Origin of the sequence: Streptomyces sp. NPDC053076, assembly GCF_044546845.1 — a bacterium.
Lineage (GTDB): Bacteria > Actinomycetota > Actinomycetes > Streptomycetales > Streptomycetaceae > Streptomyces.
In genome coordinates this window covers 212,376-232,014 of the sequence record NZ_JBITZL010000010.1, presented here as the reverse complement: position 1 = coordinate 232,014, position 19,639 = coordinate 212,376, and the positions used below count along the sequence as shown (strand labels likewise).

Annotated in this window: 16 protein-coding genes; 14 read left to right on the top strand and 2 right to left on the bottom strand. The window is 73.0% G+C overall.

Going from position 1 to position 19,639, the window contains the following annotated elements:
* Positions 1-42 precede the first annotated feature (42 nt).
* From ACIGYR_RS33410 to ACIGYR_RS33350, 13 genes are all read left to right on the top strand, one after another.
* Complete coding sequence (locus ACIGYR_RS33410; protein ID WP_399606414.1) at positions 43-1,497, top strand: MFS transporter; 1,455 nt, start codon at positions 43-45, stop codon at positions 1,495-1,497.
* 342 nt (positions 1,498-1,839) lie between these two features.
* A complete protein-coding gene (locus ACIGYR_RS33405; protein ID WP_399606417.1) occupies positions 1,840-2,253 on the top strand; it encodes a DUF3151 domain-containing protein in 414 nt (137 codons plus the stop codon).
* 71 nt (positions 2,254-2,324) lie between these two features.
* Positions 2,325-3,665 (top strand): MFS transporter, encoded by a 1,341-nt coding sequence (locus tag ACIGYR_RS33400; protein ID WP_399606419.1) that lies wholly within the window; start codon positions 2,325-2,327, stop codon positions 3,663-3,665.
* Positions 3,666-3,878: 213 nt separating this feature from the next.
* Positions 3,879-4,727, top strand: coding sequence for a tryptophan 2,3-dioxygenase family protein (locus tag ACIGYR_RS33395; protein ID WP_391847617.1), 849 nt, complete (start codon positions 3,879-3,881; stop codon positions 4,725-4,727).
* Positions 4,720-5,931 carry a kynureninase gene (gene kynU, locus ACIGYR_RS33390; RefSeq protein WP_399606422.1) on the top strand — a complete coding sequence of 404 codons (1,212 nt, stop codon included), beginning with the start codon at positions 4,720-4,722 and terminating at the stop codon, positions 5,929-5,931. The genes ACIGYR_RS33395 and kynU overlap by 8 nt, the downstream gene beginning before the upstream one ends.
* Before the next feature lie 299 nt (positions 5,932-6,230).
* The gene (locus ACIGYR_RS33385) at positions 6,231-7,181 is read left to right on the top strand and encodes an alpha/beta hydrolase (protein ID WP_399606424.1); all 951 of its coding nucleotides are present in this window, start codon (positions 6,231-6,233) and stop codon (positions 7,179-7,181) included.
* A gap of 438 nt (positions 7,182-7,619) precedes the next feature.
* A complete protein-coding gene (locus ACIGYR_RS33380; protein ID WP_399606741.1) occupies positions 7,620-8,672 on the top strand; it encodes an alpha/beta hydrolase in 1,053 nt (350 codons plus the stop codon).
* Entirely contained in the window at positions 8,665-9,885 is a 1,221-nt protein-coding gene (locus ACIGYR_RS33375; RefSeq protein WP_399606425.1) for an acyltransferase, read from the top strand. The genes ACIGYR_RS33380 and ACIGYR_RS33375 overlap by 8 nt, the downstream gene beginning before the upstream one ends.
* A gap of 10 nt (positions 9,886-9,895) precedes the next feature.
* Positions 9,896-11,284 (top strand): sensor histidine kinase, encoded by a 1,389-nt coding sequence (locus ACIGYR_RS33370; RefSeq protein WP_399606428.1) that lies wholly within the window; start codon positions 9,896-9,898, stop codon positions 11,282-11,284.
* Positions 11,281-11,961, top strand: coding sequence for a response regulator (locus ACIGYR_RS33365; protein ID WP_391847622.1), 681 nt, complete (start codon positions 11,281-11,283; stop codon positions 11,959-11,961). Before ACIGYR_RS33370 ends, ACIGYR_RS33365 begins: the two co-directional genes overlap by 4 nt.
* A gap of 115 nt (positions 11,962-12,076) precedes the next feature.
* Positions 12,077-13,429: a sensor histidine kinase gene (locus ACIGYR_RS33360; RefSeq protein WP_399606430.1), complete on the top strand. Its 1,353-nt coding sequence runs from the start codon at positions 12,077-12,079 to the stop codon at positions 13,427-13,429.
* A complete protein-coding gene (locus ACIGYR_RS33355) occupies positions 13,426-14,091 on the top strand; it encodes a response regulator (protein ID WP_391847624.1) in 666 nt (221 codons plus the stop codon). Before ACIGYR_RS33360 ends, ACIGYR_RS33355 begins: the two co-directional genes overlap by 4 nt.
* A 258-nt stretch (positions 14,092-14,349) precedes the next feature.
* Positions 14,350-15,570: a cytochrome P450 gene (locus ACIGYR_RS33350; RefSeq protein ID WP_399606434.1), complete on the top strand. Its 1,221-nt coding sequence runs from the start codon at positions 14,350-14,352 to the stop codon at positions 15,568-15,570.
* A 102-nt stretch (positions 15,571-15,672) separates the two neighbouring features.
* Here ACIGYR_RS33350 and ACIGYR_RS33345 read toward each other — a convergent pair whose 3' ends face one another.
* Together ACIGYR_RS33345 and ACIGYR_RS33340 are read right to left on the bottom strand one after the other, a co-directional pair.
* Positions 15,673-17,184 (bottom strand): APC family permease, encoded by a 1,512-nt coding sequence (locus ACIGYR_RS33345; protein ID WP_399606436.1) that lies wholly within the window; start codon positions 17,182-17,184, stop codon positions 15,673-15,675.
* 126 nt (positions 17,185-17,310) lie between these two features.
* Positions 17,311-18,150, bottom strand: coding sequence for a diacylglycerol kinase (locus tag ACIGYR_RS33340; protein WP_399606439.1), 840 nt, complete (start codon positions 18,148-18,150; stop codon positions 17,311-17,313).
* 197 nt (positions 18,151-18,347) lie between these two features.
* Here ACIGYR_RS33340 and ACIGYR_RS33335 point away from each other — a divergent pair, with 197 nt between their 5' ends.
* Positions 18,348-19,631 (top strand): adenylosuccinate synthase, encoded by a 1,284-nt coding sequence (locus ACIGYR_RS33335; protein ID WP_399606441.1) that lies wholly within the window; start codon positions 18,348-18,350, stop codon positions 19,629-19,631.
* Positions 19,632-19,639 lie beyond the last annotated feature (8 nt).

Below are 19,639 nucleotides of genomic sequence, written 5' to 3'. Positions count from 1 at the left end.
GGCGGCTGTCCATGCCGCCGGGCCCGCTGTATATCTGGGGACATGCCCGATGTCCGGCTGGCCTCGTCCCAGGGCAAGTGGATCCTGCTCACCACGATCCTCGGCTCCAGCATGGCCCTGCTGGACTCCACCGTCGTCAACGTCGCCCTGCCACGCATCGGCCGTGACCTGGACGCGAACCTCGCCGCCCTCCAGTGGACGGTCAACGCGTACATGGTCACGCTGGCCGGTCTCATCCTGCTGGGCGGCTCGCTCGGGGACCGCTACGGCCGCCGGAAGGTCTTCGTGGTGGGGGTGGTGTGGTTCGCCGCCGCCTCCCTGCTGTGCGGCCTCTCGCCGAACCCGCCCGTACTGATCGCCGCCCGGGCCTTGCAGGGCATCGGCGGCGCCCTCCTCACCCCCGGCTCGCTCGCGCTGATCCAGGCGTCCTTCCACCCCGACGACCGCAGCCGGGCGGTCGGCCTGTGGTCCGGATTCGGCGGGATCGGCGCCGCCGTCGGCCCGTTCCTGGGCGGCTGGCTGGTGACCGGGCCCGGCTGGCGCTGGGTCTTCCTGCTCAACGTGCCGCTGGCGCTGCTGTGCGTGCCGGTCGCGCTCCGGCACGTACCGGAGTCGGGGGACGGCCGGGCCCACGGCCGCTTCGACATCCTCGGCGCCGGACTGGGCGCCCTGGCCCTCGCCCTCGTGACGTACGCGCTCATCGAGGCCAGGAACGGTTCCCTGGCGGTCACGCTGAGCGCGGTGGCGGGCCTCGCGGCCGCGGTGGGCTTCGGGTACGTCGAGCGGCACCGCGCCGAGCCGATGCTCCCGCCGGACATCTTCGCCTCCCGCCAGTTCACGGCGGTCAACCTCGTCACCCTGTGCGTGTACGCCGCGTTCGGCGGCTTCTTCTTCCTCACCGCGCTCCAGCTCCAGGTGGTGGCGGGCTACTCGCCGCTCGCCGCCGGTACGGCCCTGCTCCCCACCACGGCCCTGATGCTGCTGTTCTCGGCCCGCTCGGGCGCCCTGGCGGACCGCACGGGCCCGCGCCTGCCGCTGACGGTGGGCCCGCTGCTGTGCGCGGCGGCGATGCTGCTGATGCTGCGGGTGGGGGAGGACGCGAACTACCTCACCGACGTCCTCCCCGCGCTGCTCGTGATGGGTGCCGGCATGGTCACCCTGGTCGCCCCCCTGACCGCCACGGTGCTCGCGTCCGTCGACACCGCCCGGGCGGGCCTGGCCAGCGGCATCAACAACGCGGCGGCACGTGCCGCGGGCCTGGTGGCCGTGGCGGCGCTGCCCCTGCTGGCGGGGATGGGACCGGAGGCGTACCGGTCACCCACGGCGTTCGACGCGGCGTTCGACCGGGCCATGCCGATCTGTTCCGGGGTGCTGGTGCTGGGTTCGGTACTGGCTTTCACGCTGGTGCGCCGTCCGGAGGTGGAGCGCTGCCGCCCGCAGTGCCGAACCCACGGCAACATGACCACTCCGCCGCTGGAGGGCGGGCGTCGGGCGTAGCCGGGGTGCCTTGGGGTGGGTGTCGGGGGAGCCGGGGTGTCTTGGGGTGGGTGTCGGGGCTGGCCGGGGGGGGTAGGGCTTGCGGGTCCGGGTGCGGTCACGAGGCGGCCGGGGGTGGCTCACGGGTGCGGGTGCGGTTGCGAGGCGGCCGGGGGTGGCTGCGGGTGCGGGTGCGGGTGCGGGTGTGGGTGCGGGTGCGAGGCGGGTGGTCGCGTGGTTTCCCGCGCTGCCGGGGCGTCGCGGTCCCCTCGGCCGTGCAGCGCGGCGGCGCCCCGCAGGCGTGGACGGGCGAGCCCACCCCGCGCTTCGGTCATCCAACTCCCGGTGCGTAAGACTGAACCCATGACGATTCACGAGAACCTCCTCGGCGGTCCGCCCCCGACCCACCTCCCCGACGAACCGGAGCCCCGCGAGCTGCTCGCCCAGGGCACCGCGCCGGCGGACGTCGCCGCCAAGTACCCCACCTCCTCCCTCGCCTGGGCCCAGCTGGCCGATGCGGCGTTCGAGCGGGGCTCGGTCGTGGAGTCGTACGCCTATGCCCGTACGGGCTACCACCGGGGCCTGGACGCCCTGCGCCGCAACGGCTGGAAGGGCCACGGCCCGGTGCCGTGGGAGCACGAGCCGAACCGCGGTTTCCTCCGCGCCCTGCACGCCCTCGCCCGCGCGGCGCAGGCGATCGGCGAGCAGGAGGAGTACGAGCGCTGCTCTCAGTTCCTGAAGGACTCCTCTCCGGCGGCCGCCCAGACCCTGGGCTGACCCCAGGGGGGAACCCGCCGTCACCGGTGCGGCCCGTCCGGCAGTGGACGGGCCCGCCGGTGTCACGCGCTTTGCCGGAAGTCATCGCGCGGAAGTCATCGCCCGGAAGTAGTCGCCACGCAGGAGAAGGGGGATCCGTCCTGGCGCCGCGAAGTGGTACCCGCCGCGGGGCGAGCGCGCCAAGGCTGCGGGGGCTGTCACGGGACTTCTGGCTGCTGTGGAGCGCGGCGGCGGTCTCCGGGCTCGGTGACGGACTGGAACTGAGCGCCTTTCCCCTGCTGGCCACGCACTGGACCGATGACCCGGTGCTCGTCTCCGCGGCCGCCGCCGCGGCAGAGGCACCCTGGCTGTTCCTCGGGCTGCTGGTGGGCGGGCTGGTCGACCGCTGGGACCGCAGGACCGTGCTGCTGACCGCCGACAGCTGCCGCGCACTGCTCGTGGCGGCCCTGGCGGCGGCGGTGGCGCTCGACGCGGGGAACATCTGGCTGCTGCTGGTCGTGCTCTTCGCCCTGGGCTCGGCTCAGATCTTCTTCGACACCTCCGTGCAGGCGGTGATCCCCGCCGTGGCCGGAACCGGCTCGCTGGTGCGGGCCAACAGCCTTCTGCAGGGCAGCTCGACCGTGCTCGTCCAGTTCCTGGGGCCGGCCGCGGGCGCTGCCCTGTTCGCGGTCGCCCACTGGCTGCCCGCCGGCATCGACGCGGTCAGTTACCTGCTCGGGGTCGCCCTGCTGGCCGGTGTCCGAGGCCGCTTCCGCCCCGCGCGGCCCTCCGCGCCGGAGAAGACCCCGCCCCTGCGGCACAGCGTCGCCGAGGGGCTGCGCTGGCTGCGCGACGACCCGGTGATCCGCGTGCTGTCCGCGGCGACGGTACTGCTGGGCATGGGCAGCGCCGCCGGCTGGGGTGTCATGGTCCTGTTCGCCCAGCACCAGTGGCACCTCAAGGGCGCCGGCTACGGACTGCTGCTGACGGCGAGCGCCGTGGGCAGTGTCGCCGGCTCCCTGGCCGCCGCCCCACTGGCCCGCAGGCTGCCCCAGCGGCTGCTGCTGGTCGGCTCCGCCGCCGGTTCGGCGACGGTCTTCGGCCTGCTCACGGTCTCCCGCTCGGCCGCGTTCGCCGCGGCCCTGCTGGCCGTCAACGGTCTGATGGTCGTGGTGTGGAACGTGGTCACCGTCTCCGAACGGCAGGCCCGCGTCCCGGACGCGCTCACCGGCCGGGTGACAGCGGCGTACCGGGTCCTGGCCTGGGGCAGCATGCCGCTCGGCGGCCTCCTGGGCGGTGCGCTGGCCTCCGCCCTCGGTCTGTACACGGCCCTTCTCACCGCGGCGCTGCTGCTCGCCCTGGGCGCCCTGCTGGTGGGCGTGGGCCGCGCACCCCTCGGCGGCGGCCCCGCCCCGGTCACGCGAACCGAATAGACGGCCCCGCCCCGGTCACGCGAACCGAATACACGGCCCCGCCCCCGTCATGTGAACCGGATATGCCCCTTTTTCACCGGAACGGCCCGAACGCCGGCAGGCGGCCCTTGCCGTATCCGGGGGCATTGCGGAGGATGCGGGGTGGGGACCGGGGCCCCCGTGCCGGCATCGGCAGGGGCGGACCGCTACCCGGAGCAACATCAGGAGACAGCGATGTCCCAACAGGCTCACCCCCCTGCCGAGGCCGCTGAGCCCGAGACCCCGAACCTGGATTTCGCGGGGACGACGCCGTACGAGGACTACGTCAAGGCGGACGTACTCACCCATCTCCAGCACACCCTCTCCGACGACCCCGGAGAGATGGTCTTCCTGGTGACCACCCAGGTCATGGAGCTGTGGTTCACGGTGATCGTGCACGAGTGGGAGACGGCCGCCCAGGCGCTCCGCTCGGACGACGTGCCGACCGCCATCGCCGCGCTGAAGCGTTCCGTGCGCGAACTGGAGGCCCTGAACGCCTCCTGGAAGCCGCTCGGCCAGCTCACCCCGGCACAGTTCAACGCCTACCGGAGCGCGCTCGGCGAGGGCTCCGGCTTCCAGTCGGCGATGTACCGGCGCCTGGAGTTCCTGCTCGGCGAGAAGTCCGCGTCCATGCTCGTCCCGCACCGCGGTGCCCCGCGCGTCCACGCGGAACTGGAGAAGGCGCTGCACGAGCCGAGCCTGTACGACGAGGTGCTACGGCTCCTCGCGCGCCGCGGCCACGAGATCCCCGCGTCCGTGCTGCGCCGGGACACCACCCGGCGGTACGAGCCGGCGGAGGCGGTGGAAGCCGCCTGGGCCGCCGTGTACGCGGGCGACGAGAGCGATGAACTGGCCCGGCTGGGCGAGGCGTTGACCGATGTGGCCGAGCTGGTGTGGCGCTGGCGCAACGACCACCTGGTCGCCACCCGGCGCGCGATGGGCGCCAAGGCCGGCACGGGCGGCTCCGCCGGTGTGGCCTGGCTGGAGAAGCGTGCCCGCAAGAACGTGTTCCCGGAGCTGTGGACGGCGAGGTCCCATGTCTGAGCCGGCCCTGCGAGCCGAGAAGCTGGACGCGGCGGACGAGCTGGCGGCCCTGCGGGACCGCTTCGTCCTCGACACCGAGGCCGATCGCGGCACTGATGTCGCCGGGGTCTACCTGGACGGCAACTCCTTGGGCGCCCTCCCCGCGAACGTCCCCGACCGGGTGGCGGACGTCGTCCGTCGCCAGTGGGGCGAACTGCGCATCCGCTCCTGGGACGAGAGCGGCTGGTGGACGGCGCCCGAGCGGATCGGCGACCGGATCGCGCCGCTGGTGGGCGCGGCGCCCGGCCAGATCGTCGTCGGTGACTCGACGAGCGTCAACGTCTTCAAGGCGCTCGTGGCGGCGGTCCGCATGGCGGGCGACAGCCGCGACGAACTCCTGGTGGACGCGACGACGTTCCCCACGGACGGCTACATCGCCGAGTCGGCGGCCCGGCTGACCGGCCGGGCGCTGCGGGCGGTGACCCCGGCCGAGGTGCCGGAGGCGCTCAGCGAGCGCACGGCCGCGGTGCTGCTCAACCACGTCGACTACCGCACCGGCCGGCTGCACGATCTCCCGGCGCTCACCGCCGCGATCCACGCCCGCGGTGCCCTCGCGGTCTGGGACCTGTGCCACAGCGCGGGCGCCCTGCCGGTGGGCCTGGACGAACACGGCGTCGACCTCGCGGTCGGCTGTACGTACAAGTACCTGAACGGTGGCCCGGGTTCGCCGGCGTACCTGTACGTGCGCAGCGCGTTGCAGGACCGCTTCGACTCCCCGTTGCCGGGCTGGAACTCCCACGCCGAGCCCTTCGGCATGAGCCCCGTCTACACCGCGGCACCGGGCGCCCTGCGCGGCCGGGTGGGCACGCCGGACATCCTCTCCCTGCTGGCTCTGGAGGCGGCACTCGAGGTCTGGGACGGGGTGTCCATCGCCGCCGTACGGGCCAAGTCCCTCGCCCTGACGGACTTCTTCCTGGAGTGCGTCAGGGCGTACACCGAGCCGGGCCGGGTGGAGTGCGTGACCCCCGAACGGCATGAGGAGCGGGGCAGCCAGATCGCCATGCGCTGCCCGGACGCGGGCGAGGTGATGAAGCGGCTGATCGCCCGGGGCGTGGTCGGCGACTTCCGCCATCCCGACGTCCTCCGCTTCGGTTTCACCCCGTTGTACGTGGGCTTCCGTGACGTGGAACGGGCGGCGCGGGTACTGGGGGACGAGCTGGTGTAACGCGGGTGCGGGGTGCGGGGTGCGGGGTGCGGGGTGCGGGGTGCGGCGAGGCGCGGGGTGCGGCGGGGGTGTGGGGGTGCGGGCCGGGGGCCGAGCCCCTGCACCCGTGCGCCTTGGCCCTCGGCCGGCTCCGGTGGCCCACAGAACCGTTTAACCCTCACCGTGCGTGACATCCCCGTATCCCCGCACGTCACGGGCCTGATACCGTCCCCGCCAACGGCCGAATCGTCACCTGGTCCGCCAAACCCTCCCCCAGTGCCGAAAGCCTGGGAGGTACCCCGTCGCTGAGAGGTTGGAGCATGCCGGACGACGCCGCAGCTGCCCGCGCTGCCGCTGAAGAGGAGTCGGTCTTCTCGCACTCCCCGGTCGACCCCGACGTCACTGCCGCGTACGGTGACCACCCCGACCAGGTGATCGACTTCTACGCGCCCCGCCCCGGCCCGGATTCCGCCGCCCCCGCCGCCCCCGCCCCGCTGATCGTCGTCCTGCACGGAGGCGCGTGGCGCGCCCGCTACGACCGCCGGCACATCACCCCTTTCGCCCACTACCTCGCCCGCCGGGGCTTCGCGGTGGCCAACGTCGAGTACCGACGAGGTGGCGAGCCGCTGATCCCGGGCCAGCAGAGGGGAGAGGGGCAGCCGGCCGGGGCCGGGGCAGGTGGGTCCGCCGAATCCGGTGACACTCCGCCCGCCGGCCGCTGGCCCGACACCTTCGACGACGTCGCGGCGGCGCTGGACGCCCTCCCCGCGCTGGTCCGCGAGGCGCTCCCGCAGGCGGATTCCCGCCGTACGGTGCTGACCGGCCACTCGGCGGGCGCCCACCTGGCGTTGTGGGCGGCGGCCCGTCATGTCCTCCCCGCGGACGCCCCCTGGCGCACAGAACGCCCGACGCCGTTGCGCGGTGTCGTCGGGCTCGCCCCGATCGCGGACTTCGCGGTGGCGGAGAAGCTGAACGTCTGCGGGAACGCGTCCCTGCAACTCCTCGGCGGACAGGACCTCTTCGCCGAGCGGCGCCCCTACTCGGACCCGGTGCTCCTGCTGCCGACGGGCATCGCCACGACCATCGTCCAGGGCCGAGCCGACCTGGACGTGCCGCACCAGGTGGCCGAGTCGTACGCGGAGGCGGCGGCGAAGGCCGGGGAGATGGTCGGGCTGACGCTCCTGGAGGACGTGGGCCACTTCCCGCTGATCGACCCGGCGGCGGACGCCTGTGCCGTGGTGGCCGAGGAGATCGCCCAACTGGCCTGGTGAGCGCCCGGATCCGGCGGTGGAGCCGGACCCGGTGATACCCGTAGTACCTGAGAGCTACGCGACAGGACAGCTCCCTGGCGGGACGCCGACGACAGACGTCCGTTCCTAACTTCCTTCTCGGACAAGCCCGATGACCGGGCCCACCGAAAGGAAGCCATCATGGGGCACGTCCCGCCACCCACGGACGCCACGCAGCACGCGCCGTTGCCGCGATCCGGCGTCACGCAGCGCACACCCCCGTCGTGCACCGGCGTCGCGCGGCACGCGCCGTTGCCGCACTCCGGCGTCACGCAGCACACACCCCCGCCGTGCACCGGCGTCAAGCGGCACGCCCCGCTGCCGCACTCCGGCGCCACGCAGCACACACCCCCGCAGTGCACCGGCGCCACGCAGCACACACCCCCGCAGTGCACCGGCGCCACGCAGCACACACCCCCGCTGCCGCACTCCGGCGCCACGCAGCACACACCCCCGCAGTGCACCGGCGCCACGCAGCACGTACCCCCGTCGCCACAATCCCGCCCGCACCGCACCACGCTCCGCCGCCCACTCCGAGTCCTCCTCGCGGCTCTCGTCGCCGCCGCCGTGGTCATCCCCCTCGCCGGCGCGGCCCGCCCAGAGGTCCCCGCCCCGCCGCCCGCCGCCCTCCCCCCGCTCAGTTCCTCCGCCCTGCCCGCCGCCTACGCGGCGAACCGCGCCAACGCCGCGGAGGCCGGCCGCACGGCCGCCGCCCACGGCGACCCGCACCGGGCCGCCGCGGACCGTGCCCTCGCCACCCCGGCCCGCCACCTCCTCGCCTTCGACGGCCGAGGAGCGGGCCAGGTCACGGAGGTCCTCGGCGACCTCGCCCACGCCCAGCACATCGCGGTCCTCGTCCCCGGCTCGGACACCTCCCTGGACACCTACCCCCGCTTCCACCGGACCGCCGCGGCCCTGTACGCGGACCTCACCCTCCGCGCCGTCCCCGGCACCCGTGTCGCCGTCATCGCCTGGCTCGGCTACGAGACACCGGCCACGGTCAGCACCACGGTGACCACCACCACCCGGGCCGACGAAGCCGCCCCGCGCCTGCGCGCCGTCGTACGCGACCTGCGCGCCTCGGCTCCCGCCGGAGTCCACCTCTCCCTGCTCTGCCACTCCTACGGCTCCGTGGTCTGCGGTCGCGCCGCCCCCGGCCTGGCCGCGGACGACATCGCCCTGATCGGCAGCCCCGGCACCGGCGCGGACTCCGCCGCCGACCTGCACACCCGCGCCCGCATATGGGCGGCCCGCGGCAGCGACGACTGGATCGGGCACGTCCCGCACGTCCGCGCCGGCCTCTTCGGCACCACCGTCGGTTTCGGCGCCGACCCCGTCTCCGCCGCCTTCGGCGCCCGGGTCTTCGACGCGGCCGGCACCGATCACAGCGGCTACTTCACCCCGGGCTCGGACTCCCTCGCCAACCTCGCCCGGATCACCCTCGACGAGCCCTCGGAGGTAAGCCGTGCCTGAGCCGGCCCAGATCACCCGTGCCCCGCGCCGCGTACTCCACGTGATCCGGCACGGTGCCGACCGCGTGGACGCCGCCACCCCCGCCTCCCGGGACCGGACCGTCGACGCCCTGCGGGCCCTCGCGATCCTCGGTGTCGTCCTCGGCCACTGGCTGGTCACCGCCCTGGTCGCGCAGGACGGCGCGCTGCACACGGCGAGCCCCTTGCAGCACATGCCCTGGCTGGCCCCGGTCTCCTGGCTGTTCCAGACCCTGGCCGTGGTTTTCCTGGTCGGCGGCTATGGGGCGGCCCGCGGCCTGGCCACGGCCCGCGCGAGGGGCGACTCCTGCGCCCGTTGGCTGCGCGCCCGCCTGACCCGCCTGCTCCGCCCGGTAGCCGCCCTGCTGGCCCTGTGGTCGGTGACCGCCACCGCCCTGCTCCTCACCGGGGCGCCTCCGCCCACCATCCACACCCTGTTGAAACTCGCGCTGTCCCCCCTGTGGTTCCTGCTGGTCCTCGTCGCGCTCACGGCCGCCACACCGCTCGTCGCCCGGCTCAACCCGCTGTGGCCGCTCGCCGTCGTCCTCCACGTGGACCTGTTCCGCTTCGGCCTGCACCTCGGCCCGTCCTGGCTCGGCTGGACCAACCTGGCCGCCGGCTGGCTGGTCCCCTACACCCTGGGCGCGGCCTGGGCCCGCGGCGAGCTGCACAGCCGCCGCTCGGCCCTGGCCCTGCTCCTGGGCGGTACGGCGGCCACGGCGGTCCTCGTCGGCTGCGCCGGCTACCCCGCGTCCATGGTCGGCGTCCCCGGCAGCGCGGTCTCCAACCTGAGTCCGCCGACCCTGGCGGCCGTCACGTTCGGCCTCGCCCAGTGCGGCCTGGCACTCCTGCTGCGCGACCGGCTGCGCCGTGCGACGGCCCGCCCGCTCGTCTGGGCGCCGGTGGCCCTGGTCAACCTCTCCGCGATGACGGTCTATCTCTGGCACCAGACGGCCATGGCGGCCACCACGGCCACCGCGCTCCTGGCCGGCCGCCTGCCCGGCCTGCACACCTCCCCCGACTCCCCGGTCTGGGTGGCGTACCGCCTCGCCTGGCTCCCGCTGTTCGCCCTGGCACTGACCCTGTGCTGGGCGGCCTTCCGCCACCACGAACAGGGCCCGCGCCGACGACGCGACCGCCCTTCCCGCGTGGTCCGCCGCCATCTCCCACCGACGAAGTCACCGCACCATGCCTAATGTTGACCTTGTGAAGCCCGCGGACCACCCCACCCCCACGCCCACTTCCGCGGACCGCCGTCACACCCCGCCCCGCGACACCCGCCTGCGCCACCGGTTGCTCACCTGGCTGGGCGAGGCCCCCGCCCGCAACTCGCCGCCCCTGTCCAGATACCGCTGGGTCCGCCTCGTCACCTATTTCGTCCTCACCTGGACGGCCCTGATCATCGCGCTGGGCGGCGGCGCCGAGGTCTCCGATTCCTACGGCCTCGCCATGCCCGTCGCCCTCCTCATCACGTCCCTCCAGGGCGGCGCCGTCGTCCTGGCCCTCCGGCATCCCGTCCCCGCCTGGGCGGTGTCCCTGGCCGCCGCCACCGCCACCGCCATGCTCGCCCGCCCCCACCTGGCCACGGCCCGGCATCCCGGTGCCAACTGGCCCTGGAGCACGCCCACACTGGTGGCCCACATGGCCGTCTTCCTGCTCCTCGCCCTGCGCGTCCGCCTGCGCGGCACGGTCGTCGCGCTCACCGCGACCACCCTGGTGACCTATGTCGTGCAGGCGGGAACGGCGGTGGGGCACTACTCCGGCACCGGCACGATGGCCGCGGCCCTGTTCGCCATCTTCGCCGTCATCGGCGCCGCCCTGCGCAGCCGCAGCGAGGCCCGCACCGAACTGGTCCAGCAGACGACGATCACCGCCGAGGAGCGGGCCCGCCGCACGCTGCTGGAGGAACGCAGCCGGATCGCCCGCGAGTTGCACGACGTGGTCGCCCACCACATGTCGGTGATCTCCATCCAGGCCCAGGTGGCCCCCCATCTGGTGCGGAACCCCTCCGAGGAACTGCTGGAGAACCTCACCGGCATCCGCAACAACGCGCTGGAGGCGCTCACCGAACTGCGCCGGGTGCTCGGCGTGCTGCGTTCCGAGAACCCCGAGGACCCCTACGGGCTCGGTGCCCCCGGCACCGGAGCCGCCCCGGACGCCCCCCAGCCCACGCTCGACCGGCTCGGCACGCTGATCGAGAACACCCGCGCGGCGGGCCTGCACGTGACCGCCGAGGTCGTGGGCGAGGTGCGGCCGTACGCTCCGGGCGTGGAGCTGTCGGCGTACCGGATCGTGCAGGAGGCGCTGAGCAACGCCCTGCGGCACGCCCCGGGATCCCGGGTGCGCGTCGAGGTCGGACACTTCCCGAACGGACTGCACCTGGCGGTGGAGAACTCCCCGCCGCGGCACCCCGTTCCGCCCTCCCCGGGGGCCGGACACGGGCTGCTCGGCATGCGCGAGCGCGCGGCGATGCTCGGCGGCCGTCTCGTCGCGAACAGCACCACGGGCGGCGGCTTCAGCGTGACGGCCTTCCTCCCCGGGGGCATCGCCCCGGCCCCGCCCGATCAGCCCCCGACAGGAGAACACACCCCATGACGAGCGGCACCGGCAGCATCCGCGTACTCATCGCCGACGACCAGCAGATGGTCCGGCAGGGCTTCACCGTGCTGCTCGACACCCAGCCCGGCATCAAGGTGGTCGGGCAGGCGGTGGACGGCCGGGACGCGATCACCCGGACCGCGGAACTGGCCCCGGACGTGGTGCTGATGGACATCCGGATGCCGGAGCTGGGCGGCATCGAGGCGACCCGCCGGATCACCGAGGACCACCCCGCTGTCAAGGTGCTGGTGCTGACCACGTTCGACCTGGACGAGTACGTGTACGACGCGCTGCGGGCGGGGGCCTCCGGTTTCCTGCTCAAGGACGCCTCCGCGGACAAACTGGCCGAGGCGGTGCGGGTCGTTGCCGCGGGCGACGCCCTGCTGGCCCCCGGCATCACCCGGCGCCTCATCGCGGAGTTCTCCCGCCTGGACGGCAGCGGCCGGGCCCCGCTCAAGCGGCGTGTCGGCGATCTCACGGAGCGGGAGACGGAGGTGCTGGCGCTGATCGCGCAGGGCCTGTCGAACGCGGAGATCGCCGAGCGGCTGGTGGTGGCCGAACAGACGGTGAAGACGCACGTGGGCCGGATCCTGGTGAAGCTGGGCCTGCGCGACCGCACCCAGGCGGCGGTCTTCGCCTACGAGTCGGGTCTGGTCCGCCCCGGGGCACGCTGACCCCGGCCCCGCCCGGGGCCGGGCCCCTGTCCCGCCCGTAGTACCTGAGAGGGATCCCGCAGGACCCCCCTCCAAGGGGACGACCGCGCTCCCGCCCGCGCCTACCGTTTCCCCTGTGACCGAGACGACGCACACGCAGACGACACCGCTGGAGGCGGCCGGCAGGCCGCGCAGCCCGGAGTTCCGGCTGGCCGTCGACGCCCTGCGAGGGCTGCGGCAGGACCTGTTCCACGGGGCCTTCGCCTACCGCCCGATGCCCCGTATGGCCGTCGACGGCCCGCTCACCCGCCACCTGTCCGGCCGCGCCCGGGAGTACGCGTCCTGGACCCCGCACCTGCTGGTGGCCGGCGCCGGCCTGGTGGCGCTGCTCGCCAACGCGGCGAGCTTCGGCGAGGGCAGGGTGACGCAGCTGGCGTGCGCGTTCCTCGCACTGGTCCCGGTGCTGCTGACCCTGGCGCGGCCGGTCGGCTCGTTCTGGCTGTCGCTCGCGGCCACCGCGGTGACCTCGGCGGTCGCTGACGCCTGGGACACCTGGCCGTGGCTGCCGGGCAGCTTCGTCTCCCACCTGGTGGTGCTCACGGTCGTGGCGATACGCACCCGCCCGCGCACCGCGGCCTGGATGTGGCTGCTGACCACGCTGTACGGCATGTGGTGCGTGAGCGTCTTCGGTGACGGCCACTACGGCGACAATGTGGCCCCGATGGTCATCCTCTCCGCGCTGATACTGCTGGCCGTCACCGTCCGGCACACCCGCCGGGAAGCCCGTCAGGAGGTGACCGCCCAGCAGACGGTGACCGAGCACGAGCGTTCACGGCGCACCCTGCTGGAGGAGCGCACGACCATCGCCCGTGAGCTGCACGATGTGGTCGCCCACCACATGTCGGTGGTCGCGATCCAGGCGGAGGCCGCACCGTACCGGGTGGACAATCCGCCGCCGGAGCTGGAGAAGGCGTTCGCCACCATCCGGGAGAACGCGGTGGCGGCCCTGACCGAGCTGCGCCGGGTCCTCGGGGTGGTCCGCGCGGAGGACTACGAGGCCCCGGACGCCCCGCAGCCCACCCTGGCCGATCTGGACGGCCTGCTCGCCAACGTGCGCGAGGCCGGCCTGGAGGCGGAGAAGGTGGTGACCGGCGCGGTGCGGGAGCTGCCACCGGGGGTGGAGCTGTCGGCGTACCGGATCGTGCAGGAGGCGCTGAGCAACAGCCTGCGGCACGCTCCCGGCGCGAGCGCCCGAGTCGAGATCGGCTACGTCCTCGGCGGCCTGGGCCTGCGCGTGGTCAACGGCCCCCCGCCGGCCCCGCACCTGGTGAAGGCGTCGCCCGGCGCCGGGCACGGCATCACGGGTATGCGGGAGCGCGTCTCGATGCTGAACGGCGAGATGACGGCGGCTCCGACGGCCGGAGGGGGCTATGAGGTGACGGTGTTCCTGCCGGTGCCGGCGGCCGCGGCGATCGAGGACCGGGCATGACGATCCGCGTACTGATCGCGGACGACCAGATGATGGTCCGCGAGGGCTTCTCGGTGCTGCTGAATGCGATGCCGGGCATCGAGGTCGTCGGCGAGGCCGTCAACGGCCGGCAGGCGGTCGAGCGGGTGCGGGAACTGGCCCCGGACGTCGTCCTGATGGACATCCGCATGCCGGAGCTGAACGGCATCGAGGCGACCCGGGAGATCGTCGCCGCGGACGGGACGGCGAAGGTGCTGGTACTGACCACGTTCGACCTGGACGAGTACGTCTATCAGGCCCTGCGCGCGGGAGCGTCCGGCTTCCTCCTCAAGGACGCCTCGGCCCGTCAACTGGCCGACGGGGTCCGGGTGGTGGCGGCGGGCGAGGCCCTCCTCGCTCCCTCGGTCACCAAACGCCTGATCACGGAGTTCTCCCGGCTGGCGGACACGCCCCGCCTGATGCCGGCGGCCCAGGCGGCGTACGGAGAACTGACGGAACGCGAGACGGAGGTACTGATCCTCATCGCGCAGGGCCTGTCCAACGCGGAGATCGCCGGACGCCTGGTGGTGGCGGAGTCGACGATCAAAACCCATGTGAGCCGGGTCCTGGTGAAACTGGGCCTGCGCGACCGCACCCAGGCAGCGGTCTTCGCCTACGAGGCCCGCCTGGTGACACCGGGCTGACGGCTCGGCATGGTGGTGGCCGGGCCCGAACTCGCCGACCGGACCGAGGGCCAGGGGCGGCGACAGGCCGAGCCTGTTCCGCCGGCGGCGAGCGGAAGAAGGATCCAGGCTGGACTTCGAGATCACACCGCCGCCGGTGGGGGCGGGCCGCCCTCGCCACCACGGCCACGTCCTGGTGGCGGACGGGATCTGAGCGGTGCGGCGGCCGGCGTCCGGTACCCCTGTTCAGACGTCGGTCCGGCGCGCTAGCGTCCCCGCATGGCAGGCCCCATCGATCTCGCTTTCGACCCCTGGGACCCGGAGTTCCTCGCGGACCCGTATCCCGCCTACGCCGAGCTGCGGGCGCGCGGACGGGTGATCCGGTACGAGCCGACCGATCAGTGGCTGGTCCCGCACCACGCGGACGTCTCGGCGCTGCTGCGGGACCGGCGTCTGGGCCGCACCTACCAGCACCGGTTCACGCACGAGGACTTCGGCCGGGGTGCGCCCCCGCCGGAGCACGAGCCGTTCCACATCCTCAACGACCACGGGATGCTCGACCTGGAACCGCCGGACCACACCCGTATCCGGCGTCTGGTGTCGAAGGCGTTCACCCCGCGCACGGTGGAACGGCTCAAGCCGTATGTGCACGGGCTGGCGAGCGAGCTGGTCGCCGGCCTCGTCCACAACGGCGGCGGGGACCTGCTCAGGGACGTGGCGGAGCCGCTGCCGGTGGCCGTGATCGCCGAGATGCTGGGCATCCCCGAGGCGGACCGGGCGCAGCTGCGGCCCTGGTCGGCGGACATCTGCGGGATGTACGAGCTGAACCCGTCCGAGGAGACGGCGGCGCGTGCGGTGCGGGCGTCGGTGGAGTTCTCGGAGTACCTGCGCGAGCTGATCGCGGCCCGCCGCAAGGAGCCGGCCGAGGACCTGATCTCCGGGCTGATCGCGGCGCACGACGAGGACGACCGCCTCACCGAGCAGGAGATGATCTCCACTGCCGTCCTGCTGCTCAACGCCGGTCACGAGGCGACGGTCAACGCCACGGTCAACGGCTGGTACGCGCTGTTCCGCAACCCCGGTCCGCTCGCCGCCCTGCGCGCCGACCACTTTCTGGTCCCGTCCGCGATCGAGGAGCTGATGCGCTACGACACCCCGCTGCAACTCTTCGAACGCTGGGTCCTGGACGACATCGAGATCGACGGCGCCACCATCCCCCGGGGCGCGGAGATCGCCATGCTCTTCGGCTCCGCCAACCGTGATCCGGACGTCTTCGCCGAACCCGGCCGCCTGGACCTCGCCCGCGCCGACAACCCGCACATCTCCTTCAGCGCGGGCATCCACTACTGCATCGGCGCCCCGCTGGCCCGTATCGAGCTGGCCGCCTCGATGACGGCCCTCCTCCGGCAGGCTCCCACCCTGGCCCTGGCGGCGGAGCCGGAGCGGAAGCCGAACTTCGTGATCCGGGGGTTGGCGGGGCTGAGCGTCGAAGTGCGGTGATCCGCGCCCCCGGAGGGGCGCGGGGGACTGCGCGACCGGCCACGGCGGTGCGGCTGCCAGACGACGGCGTTCAGCGCATCGCGCTGCCGGCCGAGCGGAGGCTCACCGCTCCTTGGTCTCCTCCAGCACCGTCCGCCCCAGCAGCGCGTACCGCTCGGGCGCACGGCGCTTGAGGTACTGGGCACAACCGACGCCGGTGGCCGCGACCAGCGCCACCAGCCACGGGGTCGCCTTCAGCACCAGCGACCCCGACTCCGGCCCGGCCGCCACACCCATGTTGGACACCAGCAGCACGACGACCGCGAGCATCGCGATGCCGCCGACGAGCGGCGCGGTGAAGGTGCGGAACCAGTGCCGGCTCTCGGGGTGGTGGGAGCGGAAGTACGCCAGCACCGCGAAGGAGCACACGGCCTGGACGACGAGGATCGCCATGGTGCCGAGGATCGCGAGCAGGACGTACGTACCGGTGTAGGGATCCTTGCCCGCGGCCCAGAAGGCGCCGATCAGCACCGCGCTGACGGCTGTCTGCACCAGGCCGGCGATGTGCGGGGAGCCGTGCCGGGCGTGGGTCCGCCCGACGGTGCGCCGGAGCGACGGCAGGACGCCCTCCCGGCCCAGGGCGTACAGGTAGCGGGCGGCACAGTTGTGGAAGGCCATGCCGCAGGCCAGCGAGCCGGTGATCATCAGCCACTGCATGACGTCGACCGCCCAGTGGCCGACGTAGCGCTCGGTGGGGTGGAAGAACATGGCGAGCGGGTTGGCGGAGGACGCGGCCTTCACGGCCTCCGCCTCGCCGTTGCCGGTGATGGCCATCCAGGAGACGAGGACGTAGAAGACGCCGACGCCGAGCACGCTGATCATCGTCGCCTTCGGGATGATCTTCTTCGGGTCGCGGGACTCCTCGCCGTACATCGCGGTCGACTCGAAGCCGACCCAGGACCAGAACGCGAAGAAGAGTCCGAGTCCGGCGGACGTGCCCTTGAAGGCGTTGACCGGGTCGACCGGGGCGAAGGTGAAGCCGTGCGGCCCGCCCCCGTGGAGCGCGACGGACACGGCCATGGCCGCCAGCACGGTGACCTCGGTCGCCAGCAGCACCACCAGCAGCTTCTCGGCCACGCTGACGCCGAACCAGGTGCCGGTGGCGTTGATCGCCAGCATCAGGACGGCGAAGGCCCACCAGGGCACGTGCAGGCCCGTCTGGTCCTTGAGGGTGGTGGTGGCGAAGGTGGAGAAGATGCCGATCAGGGCCGGTTCGAAGACGACGTACGCGAAGGTCGCGAGCAGACCTGAGGCGAGACCGACGGTGCGGCCGAGGCCGTACGAAATAAATCCGTAGAAGGCGCCCGTGGACGTGATGTGCTTCGCCATCGACGTGAAACCCACGGAAAAGATTGCCAGGACGACCATTGCGACGAGATAGCTCGCGGGTGCCCCGACGCCGTTGCCGGACGCCACCATGAAGGGCACGTTGCCGGTCATGGCGGTGATCGGCGCGGCCGTGGCCACGGCCATGAACACCACGCCCAGCAGCCCGACGGCGTTGGGTTTCAGCCGGTGGAGCGTTGTGTCGTCGCCGCTCTCGGTCGCCGGGGCGACGCCCTCGTCCACAGCCATCGGGTGGCCCCCTCCGTGTCCGGTCCATGCGTACTGATGGAGCAGGATGGTGGACGAAGGGTGTGCACGGGAAGGGGTCGGCGCGGTTAAATATTTGTCACCAGACCTTTAGGGGGGCCGGGCGGATCACCGGTCGGCGGGCAGGACGAGCCCCCAGGCCCCCTCCGCCACCCGCCACGTCCGTCTGCGCACCGGTCCCGACACGGTCGCGTCCGCCCGGTAGCGGAAGTCCGCCCCGGTGACCGTCACCGTGCGGCCGGAGGCCAGCAGGGGCGTCGCCGCCGCGCCCACCGACAGCGGCCGTACCTCCACCGAAGCCGCCCCGTGCGTGCCCGGCGCCACCGACACCGCCTCCACCGGCTGGTCCAGGTCGACCACCGTCTCCCCGTCGACCTCCACCCGCACCCGGGCCGCGCAGGGGGACGGCACGGCGGACAGCCGGGCGGGCCGGGGCGCCAGGGTGCGGACCAGGGAGCGGTACCAGGGCCGGCCCGAGGCGAGCGGCAGCGGCTCGGCGGCAGCCGCCCGCACCGGCGCCGGCGGGATGCCCAGCGCGCCCAGCACCACGCCGTCGCTGTCGTCGACCAGGAGGTCCAGGCGCCGCTCGACGCCGTCCAGGACCGCCCGCGCCGCCGCCACCGTGCCTCTGGGCACCCCGAGCGACTCGGCGAGCGCGGTGTCCCCCACCGGTACCACCGACAGCGCGCATCCGGACAGCTCCCGCTGCCGGTGCAGCAGGGTGACCGCGCGGGCCAGGGCCCGGCCGTCGCCGACCACGACCGGCCGCCGGGATCCCCTCCGGCCCAGTGCGCGGGCGAACTCCTCCGGTCCCTCCGGCAGACACAGTTTGGCCGCCGCACCCGCGCTGAGCACGTCTTTCGCGATTCGTACGGACTCTCCGTCCGCCTGCCGGGCCCCCGGATCGATGATCACCAGCAGCTGATCGGACGTCGCGAAAGTCGCCACCTCGGTCCTGCCTCGCTTCCTCGGGTAGCATCTTTGTGCAAGAGCCCCTTGCGCTATTGCGCCAGGGGCTTCGTCTATTCCGGGGCATCCGGTCCGACGGTTGTGCGACCGACGACGGTCGCGGTGGTACGCGGCGGTGAACCTTACGCCCACGCCCCCGACCTTGGACATGCCCCGCCCGGAAGGGGTGTACGCGCGTGCCCGCACTTGTGCTGCTCGGTGCTCAGTGGGGTGACGAAGGCAAGGGAAAGGCGACGGACCTACTCGGTGGCTCCGTCGACTATGTGGTCCGTTACCAAGGCGGTAACAACGCCGGCCACACGGTGGTCGTGGGCGATCAGAAGTACGCCCTTCACCTTCTCCCTTCCGGAATCCTGTCTCCCAGTTGCACGCCGGTCATCGGTAACGGCGTCGTCGTCGACCCGTCGGTCCTGCTCTCCGAGCTGAGCGGTCTGAACGAGCGTGGCGTCGACACGTCCAAGCTCCTGATCAGCGGTAACGCGCACGTCATCACGCCGTACAACGTGACGGTCGACAAGGTGACGGAACGCTTCCTCGGCAAGCGCAAGATCGGCACGACCGGCCGCGGCATCGGCCCGACCTACGCGGACAAGATCAACCGCGTGGGCATCCGGGTCCAGGACCTCTACGACGAGTCGATCCTGACCCAGAAGGTCGAGGCGGCGCTCGACGCCAAGAACCAGATCCTCACCAAGCTGTACAACCGGCGCGCGATCGCCGTGGACCAGGTGGTCGAGGAGCTGCTGGGCTACGCCGAGCAGATCAAGCCGTACGTCGCCGACACGGTCCTGGTCCTCAACCAGGCCCTGGAGGAGAACAAGGTCGTCCTGTTCGAGGGTGGCCAGGGCACGCTGCTGGACATCGACCACGGCACGTACCCCTTCGTGACCTCCTCGAACCCCACCGCGGGCGGCGCGTGCACCGGCGCCGGCGTGGGTCCGACGAAGATCAGCCGGGTCATCGGCATCCTCAAGGCGTACACGACCCGGGTCGGCGCCGGTCCGTTCCCGACGGAGCTCTTCGACGAGGACGGCGAGGCACTGCGCCGCATCGGCGGCGAGCGGGGCGTGACCACCGGCCGTGACCGCCGCTGCGGCTGGTTCGACGCGGTCATCGCCCGCTACGCGACCCGCGTCAACGGCCTGACCGACTTCTTCCTCACCAAGCTGGACGTGCTGACCGGCTGGGAGCAGATCCCGGTCTGCGTGGCGTACGAGATCGACGGCAAGCGCGTCGAGGAGCTGCCGTACTCCCAGACCGACTTCCACCACGCGAAGCCGGTCTACGAGACCCTGCCTGGCTGGTCGGAGGACATCACGAAGGCCAAGTCCTTCTCCGACCTCCCGAAGAACGCCCAGAACTACGTCAAGGCGCTGGAGGAGATGTCCGGCGCCCCGATCTCCGCGATCGGCGTGGGCCCGGGCCGGGACGAGACGATCGAGATCAACTCGTTCCTGTAGGCACCTCA

Excerpts from the sequence above, each read along its gene's own strand:
- ACIGYR_RS33395 (WP_391847617.1), top strand. The coding sequence starts at position 3,879 with ATGTCCCAACAGGCTCACCCCCCTGCCGAGGCCGCTGAGCCCGAGACC.
- kynU (WP_399606422.1), top strand. The coding sequence starts at position 4,720 with ATGTCTGAGCCGGCCCTGCGAGCCGAGAAGCTGGACGCGGCGGACGAG.
- ACIGYR_RS33350 (WP_399606434.1), top strand. The coding sequence starts at position 14,350 with ATGGCAGGCCCCATCGATCTCGCTTTCGACCCCTGGGACCCGGAGTTC.
- ACIGYR_RS33345 (WP_399606436.1), bottom strand. The coding sequence starts at position 17,184 with ATGGCTGTGGACGAGGGCGTCGCCCCGGCGACCGAGAGCGGCGACGAC.
- ACIGYR_RS33405 (WP_399606417.1), top strand. The coding sequence starts at position 1,840 with ATGACGATTCACGAGAACCTCCTCGGCGGTCCGCCCCCGACCCACCTC.
- ACIGYR_RS33365 (WP_391847622.1), top strand. The coding sequence starts at position 11,281 with ATGACGAGCGGCACCGGCAGCATCCGCGTACTCATCGCCGACGACCAG.
- ACIGYR_RS33385 (WP_399606424.1), top strand. The coding sequence starts at position 6,231 with ATGCCGGACGACGCCGCAGCTGCCCGCGCTGCCGCTGAAGAGGAGTCG.
- ACIGYR_RS33410 (WP_399606414.1), top strand. The coding sequence starts at position 43 with ATGCCCGATGTCCGGCTGGCCTCGTCCCAGGGCAAGTGGATCCTGCTC.
- ACIGYR_RS33355 (WP_391847624.1), top strand. The coding sequence starts at position 13,426 with ATGACGATCCGCGTACTGATCGCGGACGACCAGATGATGGTCCGCGAG.